The sequence below is a fragment of the Bacillus cereus group sp. MYBK220-1 genome (assembly GCF_051916445.1).
GTDB lineage: Bacteria > Bacillota > Bacilli > Bacillales > Bacillaceae_G > Bacillus_A > Bacillus_A cereus.
The window spans coordinates 657,631-674,725 of sequence record NZ_JBQAGQ010000002.1 but is presented as its reverse complement, the minus strand read 5'-3'; the positions used below and the strand labels follow the sequence as shown (position 1 = coordinate 674,725).

Below are 17,095 nucleotides of genomic sequence, written 5' to 3'. Positions count from 1 at the left end.
ATATAAGAATGGAAGTTTTTATTTTTTCGTATTACTGATCTCTACTCATGGATAACAAATGCCCCACCTTTTCGAATCTTCTTTTTTTCAAACAAAGAAATCTCTTTTACCTCTGGCAACGGTAAAAAATGCTTTTCAAGCTCAATCTCCGCAAGCTTAAATGCCTGTTCTTCACTTTGAGCAACAACAACAATCGGAACAATACTATTTACTAACACAGCTTCAAATCGATATAAATCCATATCGTCCCTCCTAAGACGCTATTACTTCTTCTAGCACGTTATTTAACGCTATTTGTAATGTATCTACACCAACACGACCTACAAAATCATAAAATGTTTCGGCTGGTAATTTATTCTCTTTGAAATAACTTATAAATGATGCGAGTACATCAGGTAGATCCTCGCCATCTATTTTTCCTTTTAACTTTTGATTGTAGGCACCGCCATCTAACAATGTTCCACCAACGTATATTTCAAACGCTTCAACAATACCTTTTTCCTTCGTTTTCATTTTCACCCCTTGTAACCCAATGTCAGCAATTTGACGTTGACCACATGAATTCGGGCAGCCTACCATATGAATTCGAACTGGAACATCGAGTGCAATTTGTGTATCTAAGTATTCTGCAATTTTTCGTAATCTTTCTTTCGTTTCTACTAGTGCAAGATTACAATATTCAATACCGGTACATGAAACCGCATGACCAATAAATGATTTCGGGCTAGCAGATATCGCTTCAAACAGCGGTTCACTAAGTAATCCTTTTACATTTTCTGGAGGAACGTTTGGAATAATGAAGTTTTGCGAGTTACATGTACGAATTTGTCCATTTCCATATTGCTTTGCGATTCTTGCAATCTCAAACATTTCTTCTGCATGTAAACGACCTACCGGTACATTAAAACCTACATATTTTAATCCCTTTTGTTTTTGGTCTTGAACACCATAAAAATAGCCTGCATTCCATCCTTTGAGTGCACTTTCCCCTTTACTTTGTAAAGGCCCTGTATACTCTATTAGTTTCTCTTTAAATTTCTCTGCTCCCCAGTCCGCAACAAGAAATTTCAACCGAGCTAAATGACGTTTTTCACGATATCCAAAATCACGGAATATAGTAGCAATCGCAATCGCCACCGCCTTCACTTCTTCTGGTAAAACGAATACATCTAATTCATCAGCTAAATACGGTCGAGCTGATAATCCTCCACCTACTTTTATATGAAAACCAACTTTTTTCTCACCATCTATTTCTTTCGTTGCAGGCGTAAATGCAACACAGTTAATTTCTGCGTTTGCTGAATTATAAATATTAGAACTAATAGACATTTTAAATTTACGTGGCAAGTTAGAAAACTCTTCATTATGTTGGAAGTAATCATATACTTCTTTTACAATATGCGTTGTATCGAATAGTTCATTTGCATCAATACCAGCAAGCGGATTACCTGTAATATTCCGCGTTATATCACCACAAGCCCCCGCTGAAGATAACCCAACTCTTGCTAATCTTTTAAAAATATCTGGAATTTGCTGAATTTCTAACCAGTGAAACTGAATCGCCTGTCTCGTCGTAATATCTATTACATTACGTCCATAATCTTCAGCGATAGAAGCAAGTACTTCTGCCTGTGCATTTGTAATAATCCCTGACGGAATATTTACCCGCATCATAAAATAACCAGCTTCTTTCGGTCTTTGTAAATACAAGCCTGCCCATTTAAAGGCATCCCACTCTTCTTTCGGAATAGATTTGAAACCATTTTCCGCATAGTAAGGAATATCATTAAAAATTTCTAAGCCATCTTTTTCTAATTTATTTTTCTCGGTCTGATTTAATTTTTCATTGTTAGCCCATACTTTTTCATAACTCATTGTTTATCCCCCTATATAAAACTACGCTCTTGTAAGTACTTCACGATTTGTTCTGCACATTCTTCAATAGAATATTTGTGCGTTTCTACAATTAATTCCGCCTGCTCTGGCTCTTCATAAGGCGAATCAATACCTGTGAAATCCTTAATATCACCTTTTCTTGCCTTTTTATAAAGTCCTTTCGGATCACGTTTCTCACACTCTTCAATCGGACACTTCACAAAAATTTCAATAAATTCATCTGCCGCTAATAAATCTCTTACTTGTTTGCGGTCTACTCGAAATGGTGAAATAAATGCTGTAAGGACAACTGCTCCTTGGTCTACAAATAACTTTGCCACTTCGCCAATACGTCTTATATTTTCCATGCGATCACTTTCAGAAAATCCTAAGTCTTTATTTAAACCGTGGCGAATGTTATCCCCATCCAGCACATAATTTCCAATATTCTTTTCAAACAGTTTACGAGCGACCGCATTCGCTACTGTAGATTTACCCGAAGCTGATAAACCAGTAAACCAAATTACAAAACTATGATGTCCATTCTTCACTCTTCTCTCATCTTTTGAAACCGAAGCTGTATGCCAAGTAATATTCGTATCCATCTCGTTCTCTCCCTATTCTGTTACTACTTCTTTTTTCAAGCCTTTAATTAGCACTTCCACTACTTCTTTACGACTAAATGTACTTGGCGGAATCTCACCGTTTCTTAATAATTCTCTTACTTTCGTACCCGATAAAATAACATGATCTTCTTTTCCGTGCGGACATGTTTTCGTTGAAGCCATCGCTTCACATTTCGTGCAGTAAAAACTATGCTCAAAGAATAGTGGTGTAATTCCTAACTCTTCTATCGTAAAATTTGTGAAGATTTCTTGCGCTTCATACGTTCCGTAATAATCTCCTACTCCAGCATGATCACGCCCTACTATAAAGTGGGTACATCCAAAATTCTTTCTTACTAACGCATGAAATATCGCTTCCCTTGGTCCTGCGTAACGCATGGCAGCAGGAAATACACTTAAAAAGACACGATTTTTCGGATAATAGTTTTGAAGAAGTACTTCATAGCTTTCCATTCTTACATCAGCAGGAATATCATCCGATTTCGTTTCTCCAACGAGCGGATTTAAAAAGAGACCATCTACAATTTCAAGAGCAGATTTTTGAATATACTCATGGGCACGATGTACCGGGTTTCTCGTTTGAAATCCGACCACTGTTTTCCACCCACGTTTTTTAAATGCTTCCCTCGTTTCAATTGGGTCTAAATGATAAGAAGGAAATTGATTATTTTCAAAGCGTTTTGTTAGAATAATAGTTCCTCCAACGTAAACGTTTGGTCGTTCATATAATTTTTTCACTCCTGGATGAGCCTCATCCGTTGTTTTATATACAAGTAACGCTTCTTTTTCTTTATCTGGTACAAAAATATCTTCTATTTGAATGACACCGTATATATTTCCATTGTTGACAAGCTTTACTTCCTCTCCAGCCTTCAGGCTTTCTGCGACTTTTTCTGTTACCGGTAATGTAATCGGTATACTCCACACACTACCATTTGCTAAACGAAGCGTTTCTACAACAGAATCATAATCTTCCTTCCCTAAAAAACCAGTAAGGGGGCTATATCCACCTGTCGCCAATAGTTCTAAATCACTTAACGCAATATTGTCTAATTTAATTTCTTTTTCAATTTGTGATACATCATATGTCTCATCTATACGGTTTACTAATTCGTTTACTATGCTCATTTTTCTATATCCTCTCTTAGCTTTATTTCAAGATTCATCTTATTGGTAATGAAGACCACATTCAGTTTTCACTTTTCCAGCCCATCTACCATCTCTTGAATCGCCACCATCCCCTACAGGTAACGTACATTTCTCACACCCAATACTTGGATAGCCAACATCATGCAACGGGTTATACGGCAAGCTATGTTTGTATACATATCGCCAAACTTCTTTCCACGTCCAATGAATGAGTGGACAAACTTTAATAGATTGAAAACGATGATCTTGATTTATAAACTTTGTATGCTTACGTGTTTCTGATTGTTCCCTTCTTAAGCCCGATATCCATGCTTTTTCCACGACTAATGATTTTTCTAAAGGTAAAATTTTTCTAATCTTACAACAAAGATTCGGATTGCTCTCCCACAGTTTTTCACCATGCAACTTCGCCTGTTCATCAAGTGTAAGTTCTGGCTGTTTTTCTATAATATTCAATGAAGGAAATCGTTCCCGCACTTTTCGAATTAATTCATACGTTTCTTGAAAATGAACATTTGTATCCAAAAATACAACTTTAGCAGATGGATTTACTTGGTTTATAATGTGCAGCAATACCATACCTTCCACCCCAAAGCTACATGCGTAGACAACCTCATCTTTATATTCTTTATAAGCCCAATTTAATACTGATAACGCACCTTTTGTTTCATCTTCTTCCGAAAACGAAACAACATTTTCTTCCCACGTTTCATACGTCAACATGTTTTTTCCCCCTGTAAAAGCAAAAAGACGGTTTTAACCTAATGAAAATAGGTTAAAACCGCCTCTAGTTTTTCTAGTCAGCGCTTTTCACTTTAAACGTACTTTTTCACTTTTCTCTAACTGAATTACTTTTCCATCTTGCACAACAATTGTAATTGAACCATATTTCATATCAGCAAGCATCGCTTCAATCTTCTCGGATACTTCATCAAAATGTTCCCGTACACTCACGCGAACAGCCCCCCTTTTTATTCATAAAAAAAATCTTTCCCATTTCGAAAAGACTGTTCGGTAATATATTTTACCTTATCTTTCAAAATGGATCCCATTTTGCTGGATTTAGCACCTTGCTTTCTATAAGCAGGTTGCCGAGCTTCTTCGGGCCAGTTCCCTCCGCTTCTCTTGATAAGCTTTGTATTTGTATTTTATCACAATTCTGATTTTTTTCAATCCTAGTTTTCCGATATATTTTAATTATTTTATTTTATAAAAAAGGAATTGTCCATTCGAACAACTCCTTTTCCTATTTAGACAAGCTCTTTAATACGTATGCGATCGTTCCCAATAATATTTTCATATGTTTCGCGTTCCACAACTACTTGCGATGTTCCGCCTTTTGCAAAGACAACGGCTGGTCTTCGAATCCGATTGTAATTATTCGCCATCGAGTACCCGTATGCTCCTGTACAGGAAACTGCTAGTAAATCAGAAGCAGCGACTTTCGGTAAATGAATATCCCAAATCAACATGTCTCCACTCTCACAGCATTTCCCAGCAATCGAAACGAGTTCCTCATTCTCATCATTCCCTCGATTCGCTAACATCGCTTCATAACGCGCACTATATAAAGCAGGTCTTAAATTATCTGTCATTCCACCATCGACTGATACATATTTCCGAATACCAGGAATATCTTTCACAGATCCAACTGTATAAATTGTTGTCCCAGCATCACCTACAATGCTACGGCCTGGCTCAATCCATATTTCTGGCAATGGATATTCACATACAGTAAATTGTTCTCTCACTGCACTTGTTACAGCTCGCACATATGTCTCAAGAGTTAATGGTGTATCTGACTCTGTGTAACGTATTCCAAATCCCCCGCCTACATTTAACACTTTTACTACATAGTTTGTTTGCTCTCTCACTTCTTCTAAAAATTGGCGAAGAACTTCAATTGCTCGAACAAAACCAGCTGTTTCAAATATTTGCGACCCAATATGTGAATGGATCCCTAGCACATTATAATTTGATTTTTGTAAAGCAAATCCAATTGCCTGCATCGCTTGACCGTTTGAAACACCAAATCCAAATTTCGAATCATCTTGACCTGTTGTAATATATTCATGTGTGTGCGCCTCTACTCCAGGCGTTACACGAATTAATATGTTCACAAATTTCCCATGTTGCATCGCTAAATCGTGTAAAACTTCTAATTCAAAGAAATTATCTACGACAAAACAACCGATATTCGCCTGAAGAGCCATCACTATTTCTTCTTCTGTTTTATTATTTCCATGAAAATGAATACGTGATGCCGGAAATCCTGCTTGGAGCGCAGTATATAATTCTCCCCCAGAAACAACGTCTAATGACATACTCTCTTCACGAGCTACTCGGCACATCTCCATGCACAAGAACGCCTTGCTTGCATATGCTACTTGATAAGAGAAACCACTTTCTTTAAAAGCACGATGAAATGCTCGGCATTTTCCTCGAATAGACTCTTCATCGTATACATAAAGTGGTGTTCCGTATTGCTTTGCTAGCTGCGTCGTATCGCACCCTCCAATTTCTAAGTGTCCTTGCCCATTAATTCGGCTTGTGCCGTGTAAATACATTTAAATTCCTCCCTTATTTCCTCTAAAACTCATAACCCCAATCTTCTATTCATTGCAGCACGCTTTTAGATAGACAAAAAACGCGCGGAACAATGTTCACACGCGTTTCTTATTAGGAAAAATATATATTGAAAAAATAAACGAGTTGTTATCTCCTCAAAATAAGAAACCGCATCAACATCTCCAAATAGCTCTCCATAAAATAAATCTTATGACAGTACTACATTTATTCAATGCAGTCCCAATATATGAATAAGATGGTTATTCTTATATTTCGGCAATAGTCCCTTTCAACCTATGATCACAGATTCCATTAAATCTCCCATAGCTTACTCTTTCCTATCGCGGCCTCTACCTTTGAGAGTAGATGAGGTAAGTCTATTTAATTTTCAAACATCTAATTGTTGCTATTAACAATACCAAAGGACCATTTTATTTGTCAAACAATTTTTTATATTGTTTTTTTACAGTTTAGTTTCGTATCATTTGGTAAGCGCTTTACTGAAATCTTTGTCACTTCCCATTCGCCTTCTTCGTTATTAAATGTAATCGTTACCTTCTCAAATGGTGGAGCAATTTTCCCAGCAACACGTTCATACTTTGTCACTTCAATACTTGCTTGAAATAAATATGTACCGCTATACACTTTTTTTAAACTAATAATTTTAGGACATTGATAAGGTTTCAAACTTCCATATTGTTTTTCAATTGCTTTATTTATTTTTGGAAATAAAACAGAATAAAGTGCATCTTCCATAAGAGGTGCATCATATTGGGCTACCGACACACTCGGTGAAGTAAAAAGTATAACACTACTGCATGCTATAAAATATAATAATTTTCGCATTATAACCTCCGTATAATCACGCGATTCTTTCTGCGTACGATAATTATCATACATAGAAATTCTGTTTTATTGTCTCCCACCACTCTTTTTCTACTCGATTATTATAAAAAAGCCCACAACCTTCTTTTATTTTCGTATAATGATACTCATAGTATAATAATCATAATAACAAAGGACTGTTCGTATATATAAAATGAGTCGTTAAGCAAACTGACTCACAAGAACTGTCATGCTTTTTAGGAGAGGAGTATATTATGCTACAACATCTGTTTCCAAAACTGCGATTTGCACTCGTTGCAGTCGTTTTACTATGGATTAAAACATATATTGTGTACAAGCTAGCATTTGATATTAAAATTGATAATTTCTTTGAAGAATTCATGCTTTTTATCAATCCACTAGCTGCGTTACTTTTATTTTTCGGCTTAGCTTTACTTGCATCTAAGCACCGAAACCGAATTATAATTGGAATCAGTTTTATACTGTCATTTATTTTATTTGGAAACGCAATGTTTTATGGGTTCTATAACGATTTCGTTACTTTCCCGGTTTTATTCCAAACAAACAATATGGCTGATTTAGGGACAAGTATAAAAGAACTCTTTACGTACAAAACATTACTTTTATTTGCAGATGCAATTATTTTAATGTTTATTTCACGTAAATTCCCATCATTTGGCGACAAAACACCACTTTCCCGCTCAGAGAAGCGAACTTTCTTTAGCGGTGTAACAGCTTTATTAGCACTACAAATTGTTGTATCAGTTATTTATAAACCACAAATGTTCTCGCGCTCATTTGACCGTCAAACTGTCGTGAAGAATTTAGGTTTATACACATACCATCTATTTGATATTACGCTTCAATCCAAGTCTTCAGCTGAGCGTGTATTTGCAAGTGGGGATGGGTTTTCTGAAATTAAAAACTATACAGACTCAAAAGACAAACAAGTTGATAAAAACTTATTTGGAGCTGCAAAAGGTAAAAATGTAATTTTAATTTCAATGGAATCTACACAAAACTTTGTTATTAATAAAAAAATAAATGGAAAAGAAATTACACCATTTTTAAATGAATTTATTAAGGATAGTTTCTATTTCGATAACTTCTATCATCAAACTGGACAAGGCAAAACTTCTGATGCTGAATTTATCGTTGAAAACTCACTTTATCCGCTAGATCGTGGTTCTGTATTCTTTACTCATGCAACAAATGAATACACAGCGACACCAGAACAATTAAAGAAATACGGATATTCTTCTGCCGTCTTCCATTCAAACGATAAAACGTTTTGGAATCGGGATGTAATGTATCCTGCGCTTGGATATGATCGTTATTTTAATTTAAATGATTACGCAGGAACGGAGCAAATGTCTGTCGGTTGGGGATTAAAAGATAAAGAGTTCTTTGAACAATCTATTCCAAAGTTAAAATCTTTACCGCAACCGTTCTATACAAAATTTATTACATTAACAAATCATTTTCCGTTTCTTCTAAATCCGGAAGATCAATATGTTGATGAATTCAACTCGGAAAGTGGTGTTGTAAACCGCTACTTCCCAACTGTTCGTTACACAGATGAAGCTCTTAAATTATTTATTCAACAATTAAAAGAAGAAGGATTATATGATAATTCCGTTATTGTCATTTATGGTGATCATTACGGTATTTCCGAAAACCATAACGCAGCTATGGCACAGTTCCTAGGAAAAGATACTATTACACCATTCGATTCTATGCAATTACAACGAGTCCCTCTTATTATTCATGTGCCTGGCCAAGAAGGAAAAGTTGTTTCTAAAGTATCCGGTCAAATTGATATTAAGCCAACGCTCCTTCATTTACTTGGTATTAAAACAAATAAATCCGTTGAATTTGGAACTGACTTATTTATTAAAGAGAAAGACCCGCTTATGGTAATGCGTGATGGTAGCTTTGTTTCTGAAGAGTATGTTTATACAAAAAATATGTGCTACAAAAGAAGTACGGGTGAAGAAGCTGACATGACGCTATGTCAGCCGTATATTGAAAAAGCAAAAACAGAATTAAAATTCTCCGACAAATTAATTTATGGAGATTTATTACGCTTCGATCCTAATAATCGATATAAAACTGGAACGATGACAACGAAATTTGAATAGTAAAGGAAGCAACTTTATACAAGTTGCTTCCTCTTTTTATTTTCACTTAATTTTCAAACCATCCTTCTATGAAATCTTTCACAAATTGGTAATTTCTTTCGTATGAGGAATAAATTTATGGTATGATAAAATAAGTAAACTTTCATACACTAATTAAGAATTTATTACAGAAAGCAAGGGATCAGATTTTGTATAGAGCAGCTATTCCAAACTTATTTACGCTCGGAAATTTATATAGCGGATTTTTATCAATCGGCTATGCATCTTTAGGATATTATAAATCAGCTGCTATTTTAGTACTTATCGGGATGATGTTAGATAGTCTTGATGGTCGTGTTGCTCGTTTATTACGTGTTGATTCACAAATGGGAAAAGAGCTCGACTCGCTTGCAGATGTCGTAACATTTGGTGCAGCACCTGCTGTTTTAATGTATTACACATCTTTCTCAAACTACGGAATCATCGGATTATACATAGCGGGATTATTCCCTCTTTTCGGAGCATATCGTTTAGCACGATTTAATGTAACACCATCTTCTACTTCAATGAAATATTTCACCGGAGTACCGATTACAGCAGCGGGAGGGCTTGTTGCTTTCTTAACATTATTTTCACATACCATTCCAAAAATCGTTCTTATTACCGTATTTGTAACGTTCGCATTTTTAATGGTGAGCCGCATTCGTATTCCAAGTTTAAAAGATGTACCAATTCCACGATATAGCATCATTATTACACTATTTTTAGTTGGAATCATTATTACAATGTATCAAACAGGATTTGGCAATTTTTCTGTTTTCTTATTCATTGCCATTCCACTATATATTTTGTACATGTTATCTCAATTCATTAGACAAAGACCGTCTAAAAAAGCGAATAAAGAAAAATAAGAAAACCTTCCGAGTCCGGAAGGTTTCTTTTTATTTTGTGACTAATACCTTTTGATTTACAGGTGTTACTGGCTCTTCGCCGTTTAATACAGCTAAAATATTTCTGACAGCCATTTCAGCCATCGCATCACGAGTTTCAAACGTTGCATTCCCTACATGTGGAGCAAGTACTACATTCTTTAACTCTTTTAGCTCTTCTGTAATTTTCGGTTCAAATTCAAACACATCAAGAGCTGCCCCTTCAATTTCATTCGTTTTTAATGCATAAGCAAGTGCTGCTTCATTCATAATTGGTCCACGTGAAGCATTTACAATATACGCTGTTTTCTTCATCATTTTAAACTGCTCTTCATCAATCATATGATGTAATTTCGGATTATAAGCACAGTTAATTGTAATAAAATCTGCTGTTTGTAATAATTTTTCCAACGTCACATACGTTGCTCCCAGTTCACTTTCAGCTTCAAACTTACGATTTGGCCCTGTATATAAAACATCCATTCCAAATGCTTTCGCACGTTTTGCAACAGCCTTCCCGATTTCTCCAAGACCAATAATTCCGATTGTCTTACCGTGGACTTCTCGTCCTAAGAAAAATAACGGTGCCCATCCGTTAAATCCAGTCGTACGACATAACGTATCCCCTTCAGGAATTCTACGCGCCGCTGCTAAAAGAAGTGCAAATGTTAATTCTGCAGTCGCTTCCGTTGATACTTTCGGTGTATTCGTAACTGCAATTCCTTTTTCGCCCGCATACGTGTAATCAATATTGTCGTAACCAGCACCATAGTTTGCAACAATCTTTAAATGAGGCGCTGCATCAATAACTTCTTTTGGCACCTTTGTCGAAAGTAAACTTAACAATGCATCTTTATCTTTTACACGCTCTGTTAATTCATCTATAGAAATTAACTCCTCTTTATTGTACATTTCTACATTATGATCTTTTAATAGTTCTAATCCAATTTCCGGAATTTTTCCCGCTACTAATATTTTTGCCACTACTAACACCTCTTCTATAGAAAATAAGACATCTCTTATATTTCATTGTAAGAAATCCACATATAAAAACCAAGGAATTTGATTATAGTTTTGAAAATCGACACTTTTCCATGAAAAAAGAGGAGATGCAACTCTCCCCTTTTCTTACGCTTTTTCCTGCGATTCTTTTCCGAGCTTCACATCAATAGTTCCTTCTGCAACCGTATCGCTAATTTGCTCCTCAATAACCGATTGAGATGCAGCATTCGTTTCAGAAGTATAAGCTTGTTGCTGTGCACCTTGTACATTTTGTTTGTTTTGTTGTTTCGCCATTTCTTACCCTCCTTTTCATTCTTTCTTATTTTGAACAAAAAGGACAGTTTTCATCAAAAAATTGCGTTTCATTTTGAATTTGTTACTTCTTCTTCAAGCGACCTCATTACTCTTGCTCGCTTCGTAAATGTTGCAACCTGAGTAACACCGTGAGTTCGTAATGTTTGTATATTTTCTTGTACATAATTCCCTAAATCATTTGGGTAATGGGCATCCGAAGAAATCGTAATTGGAACACCATACTTAGCTAATACTTGTAAATATAGTGGACTTGGGCACATTTCACGAACAGGATAACGATAGTATAATCCTGCATTTATTTCTGTTGCCGTATTCGTTTCTACTAATGCACAGGCAATTTCCTCATAATAAGAAAGCTGTTCATTCTCATCCAATCGATAATTAAATACCTTTATATTATCAAGATGAGCGATAATATCAAATAACTCGGTACGAATCGCACTCTCAACTGTTTTAAAAAACATATCATATAACGCGCGTAGGTCATGCACCTCAAAATATTCTTTCGTATCTGGATTATCAAATCCCCAGCCATTTAGAAAATGAACGGAACCAATTACATAATCAAAGTCTCCTAGCGCTAATAATTCTTTTAACTCTCCTTCACAACCAATAAAATAATCCGCTTCAATTCCAAGTTTAAGTGTGACACCTCTTTTCCCCCATCGTTCTTTCGCCTCTTCAATTGCCTTTGTAAAATCATACAGTGAAACTACCCTTACTTGATCCAACCATTCTTTCTGTATACGACCGAGCTTAGAATCACTAATATCTACATATTTTTCATAATATCCTTTTGCTTCATGAAAACGATATAGATGATCAACAATTCCCACTTCTTTTATTCCTTTTCGTACAGCTTCTTCTAAATATAGATCTATCCATTCTGTTGTAAATGGCCCTTCCTTCACACGCTTTTGCAAACGCTCTTGTGTTTTCATAAGCCAATCAATAGAATGCCTTTCTTGAAGCGGTTCATAACATTCCAACGCTTCATTTATTTTAGCAAGCCATCCTATTGAATACGGTCCTTCTTCTAAGTGAAGATGATAATCTACTTTCATATACATTTCCCCTTATAATGTATCTATTTCCCTTCTATCCCCAACTTTCGAAAGCTTTCCATTTCGTTCTTTCACCTCTCGCATGACATCTTCCAATGCAATATTTTTTTCAGCTAATAAAACGAAACAGTGATAAAATACATCAACCATTTCTTTCACTACTTCTTCTTTATCATTATTTTTACATGCGATAATTACTTCAGCACACTCTTCACCAATCTTCTTTAAAATTTTATCTTCTCCTTTTGAAAATAAATAATTTGTATACGATTCAGGAAGTGGGCTTCCCTTTCGTTCTTCAATTGTTTTATACAGCAACTTAAAGGCATTTTCCATATGTATCCCCCTATATAATTTGATAGTGAAAACATGTCTTCTCTCCCGTATGACAAGCAGGTCCTACTTGTTTCACATTCACAACAATTGAATCTTGATCACAATCTAAATATAAAGATTGCACATATTGAACATTCCCTGATGTTTCCCCCTTATTCCATAACGACTGCCTCGAACGAGAATAAAACCATGTTCTTTTCGTCTCTAACGTTTTTTCATATGCTTCTTCATTCATATAAGCTAGCATTAAAACGTCTTTCGTACCTTCTTCGATGACAATTGCCGGTATTAATCCTTTTGAAAAATTAGGTTTCATAACCGCACCTCAATATTTGCATCTCTTAATTTTCGCTTTACACTATGCACTGTCGCCTCACCATAATGAAAGATGGATGCCGCTAACGCTGCATCAACTGTTGTCTTTTGAAAAACTTCTATAATATGATCCGTATGACCACAGCCCCCTGATGCGATGACTGGAATAGAAACACTTTTTGAAATTTCTTCTGTTAAACGAAGGTCATATCCGCTTTTCGTTCCATCTGCATCCATACTCGTTAACAAAATTTCACCTGCCCCAAGTTTAACAACACGATTCGCCCATTCTATGGCATCCATTCCTGTGTCAACTCTTCCGCCGTTGACGTATACGTTCCATTTATCTTCTGCTACTTTTCTAGCGTCAATTGCCACGACAATACATTGTGATCCAAAGTGTTCTGCGCCCTCTTCTATTAGCTTCGGGTTTCGCACTGCCGCTGAGTTTATTGAAACTTTGTCTGCTCCAGCTCTTAGTAAATTGTACATATCTTTCACACTTGAAATCCCCCCGCCAACCGTAAGAGGAATAAATACTTTAGCTGCTGTTTTTTCTACAACATCTATAATCGTTTTTCTTCCTTCATGAGTCGCTGTAATATCTAAAAATACGATTTCATCTGCCCCTGCCACGTTATATGCTTCAGCTATTTCAACCGGATCACCGACATCTTGTAATCCTATAAAATTTACACCCTTTACGACTCGCCCTTCTTTCACATCTAGACATGGAATAATTCGTTTCGCTAACATAACTTCGTTACCTGTAACACTTCTTCTAAATCAATCGTTTTCTCGTAAAGCGCCTTTCCAATTATGACACCATATATATTCATATCATTTAACTTTTTCACATCTTGAATAGATGCCACTCCTCCAGAGGCAATGAGACGAATGCCCACACTTTTTTGAAGTAACGCCAATTGTTCAAAATTTGGCCCTGCAAGCGTCCCGTCTTTCGAAATGTCTGTAAACACAATCGTTTGAACACCTAAACTTTCCATTTGTTTCGCTAAACTAATATAAGAAATTTCAGACAGATCAAGCCAACCTCTCGTTGCTACGAAACCATTTTTCGCATCAATTCCAACAATGATTTTCTCTTTATATAGACGAACTGCTTCCTCTAAAAATGACTTATCATAAAGAGCTGCTGTTCCTAAAATCACTTTTTCTACACCTACTGACAATAACTTCTCCACCGCTACAAGTGAACGAATTCCTCCTCCCACTTGCACAGGAATACGTACCGCCTTGCAGATTTTTTCAATGACGGGCAAATTTAACGACTCGCCAGCAATTGCACCGTCTAAATCAACAATGTGTAGTATTTCCGCTCCAAGCTTTTCAAATATGATTGCCTGCGCTACCGGATCTTCATTCATCACCGTTTCTTTACTAAACTCTCCTTGATAAAGTCTAACGCATCGTCCTTCTTTTAAATCGATAGCTGGGAAGATTTCCATGCTTCTACCACCCCTTGAAAATTTTTTAATATTTGCATGCCAATTTCACCACTTTTTTCTGGATGAAACTGTGCACCAAATACATTTCCTTTCGCGACAAACCCTGGTACTTGCATTCCATAATCACTTACTCCGCATACAATTTCATCTGGACAATCCGCGTAATATGAGTGAACATAATACACGAAAGAACCATCCACTAATCCATTCCAAAGCGGAAATTCTCTTTCCTTCCTTAATTCATTCCATCCCATATGAGGAATTTTATACGAAACTTTTAACTTACGAATTTCCCCTGGTAGTAAACCTAACCCGCTACAATCTTTTAGTTCCTCACTTCGTTCAAATAAAAGTTGCATACCCAAACATATACCGAGGAGTGGTTTTCCTATGTCACAAACTTCTTTTAGTACACACACTAAATCTCTTTCTTCTAATACGTCCATCGCTTTCGGAAATGCACCTACTCCCGGTAAAATCACGCCATCGCTTCTCAATATCTCTTTTTTATCACTCGTTACAATGTACTCTGCGCCAATATATTTTAATGCTTGCTCTACACTGCGAATATTCCCCATTCCATAATCTATAATGGCAATCAATTACAACATTCCTTTCGTTGAATTTACACCAGTAATGTTGGCATTTTTTTCGACCGCTTCTCTAAGCGCTCTACCAAAAGCTTTAAATAATGCTTCAATTTTGTGATGTGTATTACTTCCGTACAGAACGCGCGCATGTAATGTAATATTGGCAGCATGTGCAACTGCTCTAAAAAATTCTTCCGTCAATTCTGTATCAAAATCCCCGAGCTTCGGATTTGTTAATTCCCCTTGAAATACACAATATGAGCGTCCACTTATATCAATTGCGACAAATCCTAAAGATTCATCCATCGGTACATACGCAGAACCGTAACGATTAATTCCCTCTTTGTTTTGCAATGCTTCTTTCAAGCAATTTCCGAGTACAATTCCAACATCTTCAACGGTGTGATGTGCATCGACAAATACATCACCTTCTGCTTCAACTTGCAATCCAAATCTTCCATGTCTAGCAAATAAAGTAAGCATATGATCGAAAAAACCAACCCTCGTTTGAATAGATACATTTGTACTTTCATCAAGCTGCAAACTTAATTTAATTTTTGTTTCTGTCGTCTCACGTACTTGACTGGACTGACGCATTATTGTTCCTCCTCAAACCTTATTTGGATTGCTCTCGCATGTGCATGTAACCCTTCTTTATTTGCAAGCTCTACAATATGATGCTGTACATTTTTTAATGCTTCCTCCGTATAAGAAATAAAACTTGATTTTTTCACGAAATCATCGACTGATAACGGAGAAAAAAATCTTGCCGTTCCGCTCGTTGGTAATACATGATTCGGTCCCGCTAAATAATCCCCGAGCGGTTCAGGTGAATATGGCCCAAGGAAAATAGAGCCTGCATGTTTCACATAATCTAGAGCATTCATTGGTTCTTTTATATGTAACTCTAAATGTTCTGGAGCAATTTCATTTGATAACTTTAGCGCCTCCTCTAAAGAAGGAACGATAAAGATGGCTCCATTTCTATTTATTGATTCACGTGCAATTTCACTTCTTGGTAACATTTCTAACTGTCTTTCTATCTCTTTTTCTACTTCTTTAGCTAGTTCCATATTCGTTGTAATACAAATCGCCGTTGCTCTCTCATCATGCTCTGCTTGCGATAATAAATCCGCTGCGATATATTTTGCATTACCTGTTTCATCCGCGACAACTACAATTTCTGATGGACCAGCAATCATATCGATATTTACTATTCCGTATACTTCTCGCTTCGCTAGAGCGACATACAAATTTCCCGGTCCAACTATTTTATCCACTTTCGGAATCGATTCCGTCCCGTATGCTAAAGCAGCAATTGCTTGCGCGCCACCTATCGTATAAATTTCATCTACTCCCGCAAGATTTGCAGCAGCTAATATATGCGGATCAATTCCTCCTTTCCTCGGCGGTGTTACCATTACAATCTTTTTCACACCTGCGAGTTTCGCCGGCAATACATTCATTAATACTGAAGAAGGATATGAGGCTGTCCCACCCGGTACATATACACCTACATTTTCTAACGGCCGAATGAGTTGCCCTCTAATTACGCCTTTACTTTCACAATCGAATATTGAGTGCTTCTTTTGCTTTTCGTGATACGAAACAATGTTTTTCTTCGCCTCTTTTAAAGCTTCTAAAAATGAATTCTTTACAAACATACTCGCTTGCTGTATTTCTTCTTCACTTACACGAAAATCTTTCATCTCTACACCATCAAACTTTTTTGTATAGAAAGATAAAGCTTCACCTTTCCCTTCCCTTACATTTCTAATGATTTCTCTTACACTTCTTTGAACAGTTTCTTCTATTATATTAGCGTTTTCTCTTAGCACTTTTACTTTAGATAATGCCTCCTTAAAGTCTTCATAAATGATTTTCATTTTAA

General features: G+C 36.3%; 20 protein-coding genes and 2 riboswitches. Of the genes, 2 read left to right on the top strand and 18 right to left on the bottom strand.

Going from position 1 to position 17,095, the window contains the following annotated elements; all coding sequences use genetic code 11:
- Positions 1 to 41: 41 nt before the first annotated feature.
- The 8 genes from ACTFRU_RS10395 to ACTFRU_RS10360 all read right to left on the bottom strand — a co-directional run bounded on the left by ACTFRU_RS10395 (position 42) and on the right by ACTFRU_RS10360 (position 7,064).
- On the bottom strand, positions 42 to 242 hold the full coding sequence (locus ACTFRU_RS10395) for a DUF3906 family protein (protein WP_000366914.1): 201 nt from the start codon (positions 240 to 242) through the stop codon (positions 42 to 44).
- A gap of 10 nt (positions 243 to 252) precedes the next feature.
- Positions 253 to 1,875: a nitrite/sulfite reductase gene (locus tag ACTFRU_RS10390; protein WP_440037629.1), complete on the bottom strand. Its 1,623-nt coding sequence runs from the start codon at positions 1,873 to 1,875 to the stop codon at positions 253 to 255.
- 11 nt (positions 1,876 to 1,886) lie between these two features.
- On the bottom strand, positions 1,887 to 2,480 hold the full coding sequence (gene cysC, locus ACTFRU_RS10385) for an adenylyl-sulfate kinase (protein ID WP_000380499.1): 594 nt from the start codon (positions 2,478 to 2,480) through the stop codon (positions 1,887 to 1,889).
- A 12-nt stretch (positions 2,481 to 2,492) separates the two neighbouring features.
- Positions 2,493 to 3,629 (bottom strand): sulfate adenylyltransferase, encoded by a 1,137-nt coding sequence (sat, locus tag ACTFRU_RS10380; protein WP_000029491.1) that lies wholly within the window; start codon positions 3,627 to 3,629, stop codon positions 2,493 to 2,495.
- A gap of 39 nt (positions 3,630 to 3,668) precedes the next feature.
- Complete coding sequence (locus ACTFRU_RS10375) at positions 3,669 to 4,373, bottom strand: phosphoadenylyl-sulfate reductase (protein ID WP_000959022.1); 705 nt, start codon at positions 4,371 to 4,373, stop codon at positions 3,669 to 3,671.
- Positions 4,374 to 4,460: 87 nt separating this feature from the next.
- The gene (locus ACTFRU_RS10370; RefSeq protein ID WP_000116158.1) at positions 4,461 to 4,604 is read right to left on the bottom strand and encodes a YezD family protein; all 144 of its coding nucleotides are present in this window, start codon (positions 4,602 to 4,604) and stop codon (positions 4,461 to 4,463) included.
- A gap of 72 nt (positions 4,605 to 4,676) precedes the next feature.
- Positions 4,677 to 4,785, bottom strand: a riboswitch (SAM riboswitch).
- A 115-nt stretch (positions 4,786 to 4,900) separates the two neighbouring features.
- A complete protein-coding gene (gene lysA / locus ACTFRU_RS10365) occupies positions 4,901 to 6,217 on the bottom strand; it encodes a diaminopimelate decarboxylase (RefSeq protein ID WP_000280676.1) in 1,317 nt (438 codons plus the stop codon).
- A 180-nt stretch (positions 6,218 to 6,397) separates the two neighbouring features.
- Positions 6,398 to 6,579: riboswitch (Lysine riboswitch) on the bottom strand.
- An 89-nt stretch (positions 6,580 to 6,668) separates the two neighbouring features.
- Positions 6,669 to 7,064, bottom strand: a complete 396-nt coding sequence (locus ACTFRU_RS10360) for a DUF3888 domain-containing protein (protein ID WP_001228823.1) — start codon at positions 7,062 to 7,064, stop codon at positions 6,669 to 6,671.
- Positions 7,065 to 7,318: 254 nt separating this feature from the next.
- Here ACTFRU_RS10360 and ACTFRU_RS10355 point away from each other — a divergent pair, with 254 nt between their 5' ends.
- A complete protein-coding gene (locus tag ACTFRU_RS10355; RefSeq protein WP_025688976.1) occupies positions 7,319 to 9,205 on the top strand; it encodes an LTA synthase family protein in 1,887 nt (628 codons plus the stop codon).
- A gap of 188 nt (positions 9,206 to 9,393) precedes the next feature.
- Positions 9,394 to 10,095: a CDP-diacylglycerol--serine O-phosphatidyltransferase gene (gene pssA, locus ACTFRU_RS10350; RefSeq protein WP_000285417.1), complete on the top strand. Its 702-nt coding sequence runs from the start codon at positions 9,394 to 9,396 to the stop codon at positions 10,093 to 10,095.
- A gap of 30 nt (positions 10,096 to 10,125) precedes the next feature.
- On the opposite strand, the gene ACTFRU_RS10345 is transcribed toward pssA, so the two are convergent.
- The 10 genes from ACTFRU_RS10345 to hisD all read right to left on the bottom strand — a co-directional run bounded on the left by ACTFRU_RS10345 (position 10,126) and on the right by hisD (position 17,090).
- Entirely contained in the window at positions 10,126 to 11,097 is a 972-nt protein-coding gene (locus tag ACTFRU_RS10345; protein WP_440037628.1) for an NAD(P)-dependent oxidoreductase, read from the bottom strand.
- A 144-nt stretch (positions 11,098 to 11,241) separates the two neighbouring features.
- Positions 11,242 to 11,409: a YozQ family protein gene (locus ACTFRU_RS10340; RefSeq protein ID WP_001118878.1), complete on the bottom strand. Its 168-nt coding sequence runs from the start codon at positions 11,407 to 11,409 to the stop codon at positions 11,242 to 11,244.
- A 68-nt stretch (positions 11,410 to 11,477) separates the two neighbouring features.
- A complete protein-coding gene (locus tag ACTFRU_RS10335; protein WP_440037627.1) occupies positions 11,478 to 12,494 on the bottom strand; it encodes a histidinol phosphate phosphatase domain-containing protein in 1,017 nt (338 codons plus the stop codon).
- Between the two features lie 12 nt (positions 12,495 to 12,506).
- Complete coding sequence (gene hisE, locus ACTFRU_RS10330; RefSeq protein ID WP_440037626.1) at positions 12,507 to 12,830, bottom strand: phosphoribosyl-ATP diphosphatase; 324 nt, start codon at positions 12,828 to 12,830, stop codon at positions 12,507 to 12,509.
- Positions 12,831 to 12,840: 10 nt separating this feature from the next.
- Positions 12,841 to 13,146 carry a phosphoribosyl-AMP cyclohydrolase gene (gene hisI, locus ACTFRU_RS10325; protein ID WP_000803955.1) on the bottom strand — a complete coding sequence of 102 codons (306 nt, stop codon included), beginning with the start codon at positions 13,144 to 13,146 and terminating at the stop codon, positions 12,841 to 12,843.
- On the bottom strand, positions 13,143 to 13,901 hold the full coding sequence (gene hisF / locus ACTFRU_RS10320) for an imidazole glycerol phosphate synthase subunit HisF (protein WP_000880112.1): 759 nt from the start codon (positions 13,899 to 13,901) through the stop codon (positions 13,143 to 13,145). Before hisF ends, hisI begins: the two co-directional genes overlap by 4 nt.
- Positions 13,895 to 14,614 (bottom strand): 1-(5-phosphoribosyl)-5-[(5-phosphoribosylamino)methylideneamino]imidazole-4-carboxamide isomerase, encoded by a 720-nt coding sequence (gene hisA, locus ACTFRU_RS10315; protein WP_000402296.1) that lies wholly within the window; start codon positions 14,612 to 14,614, stop codon positions 13,895 to 13,897. Before hisA ends, hisF begins: the two co-directional genes overlap by 7 nt.
- Entirely contained in the window at positions 14,587 to 15,216 is a 630-nt protein-coding gene (gene hisH / locus ACTFRU_RS10310; protein ID WP_000560360.1) for an imidazole glycerol phosphate synthase subunit HisH, read from the bottom strand. Before hisH ends, hisA begins: the two co-directional genes overlap by 28 nt.
- Entirely contained in the window at positions 15,217 to 15,801 is a 585-nt protein-coding gene (hisB, locus tag ACTFRU_RS10305) for an imidazoleglycerol-phosphate dehydratase HisB (protein WP_001249960.1), read from the bottom strand. It abuts the gene before it with no gap.
- Positions 15,801 to 17,090 carry a histidinol dehydrogenase gene (hisD, locus tag ACTFRU_RS10300; RefSeq protein WP_440037625.1) on the bottom strand — a complete coding sequence of 430 codons (1,290 nt, stop codon included), beginning with the start codon at positions 17,088 to 17,090 and terminating at the stop codon, positions 15,801 to 15,803. Before hisD ends, hisB begins: the two co-directional genes overlap by 1 nt.
- Positions 17,091 to 17,095 lie beyond the last annotated feature (5 nt).

What these genes read in the sequence shown, in the direction of transcription:
- ACTFRU_RS10395 (WP_000366914.1), bottom strand. Translation starts at nt 242, where the DNA reads ATGGATTTATATCGATTTGAAGCTGTGTTAGTAAATAGTATTGTTCCG.
- ACTFRU_RS10390 (WP_440037629.1), bottom strand. Translation starts at nt 1,875, where the DNA reads ATGAGTTATGAAAAAGTATGGGCTAACAATGAAAAATTAAATCAGACC.
- cysC (WP_000380499.1), bottom strand. Translation starts at nt 2,480, where the DNA reads ATGGATACGAATATTACTTGGCATACAGCTTCGGTTTCAAAAGATGAG.
- sat (WP_000029491.1), bottom strand. Translation starts at nt 3,629, where the DNA reads ATGAGCATAGTAAACGAATTAGTAAACCGTATAGATGAGACATATGAT.
- ACTFRU_RS10375 (WP_000959022.1), bottom strand. Translation starts at nt 4,373, where the DNA reads ATGTTGACGTATGAAACGTGGGAAGAAAATGTTGTTTCGTTTTCGGAA.
- lysA (WP_000280676.1), bottom strand. Translation starts at nt 6,217, where the DNA reads ATGTATTTACACGGCACAAGCCGAATTAATGGGCAAGGACACTTAGAA.
- ACTFRU_RS10360 (WP_001228823.1), bottom strand. Translation starts at nt 7,064, where the DNA reads ATGCGAAAATTATTATATTTTATAGCATGCAGTAGTGTTATACTTTTT.
- ACTFRU_RS10355 (WP_025688976.1), top strand. Translation starts at nt 7,319, where the DNA reads ATGCTACAACATCTGTTTCCAAAACTGCGATTTGCACTCGTTGCAGTC.
- ACTFRU_RS10340 (WP_001118878.1), bottom strand. Translation starts at nt 11,409, where the DNA reads ATGGCGAAACAACAAAACAAACAAAATGTACAAGGTGCACAGCAACAA.
- ACTFRU_RS10335 (WP_440037627.1), bottom strand. Translation starts at nt 12,494, where the DNA reads ATGAAAGTAGATTATCATCTTCACTTAGAAGAAGGACCGTATTCAATA.
- hisE (WP_440037626.1), bottom strand. Translation starts at nt 12,830, where the DNA reads ATGGAAAATGCCTTTAAGTTGCTGTATAAAACAATTGAAGAACGAAAG.
- hisI (WP_000803955.1), bottom strand. Translation starts at nt 13,146, where the DNA reads ATGAAACCTAATTTTTCAAAAGGATTAATACCGGCAATTGTCATCGAA.
- hisF (WP_000880112.1), bottom strand. Translation starts at nt 13,901, where the DNA reads ATGTTAGCGAAACGAATTATTCCATGTCTAGATGTGAAAGAAGGGCGA.
- hisA (WP_000402296.1), bottom strand. Translation starts at nt 14,614, where the DNA reads ATGGAAATCTTCCCAGCTATCGATTTAAAAGAAGGACGATGCGTTAGA.
- hisB (WP_001249960.1), bottom strand. Translation starts at nt 15,801, where the DNA reads ATGCGTCAGTCCAGTCAAGTACGTGAGACGACAGAAACAAAAATTAAA.
- hisD (WP_440037625.1), bottom strand. Translation starts at nt 17,090, where the DNA reads ATGAAAATCATTTATGAAGACTTTAAGGAGGCATTATCTAAAGTAAAA.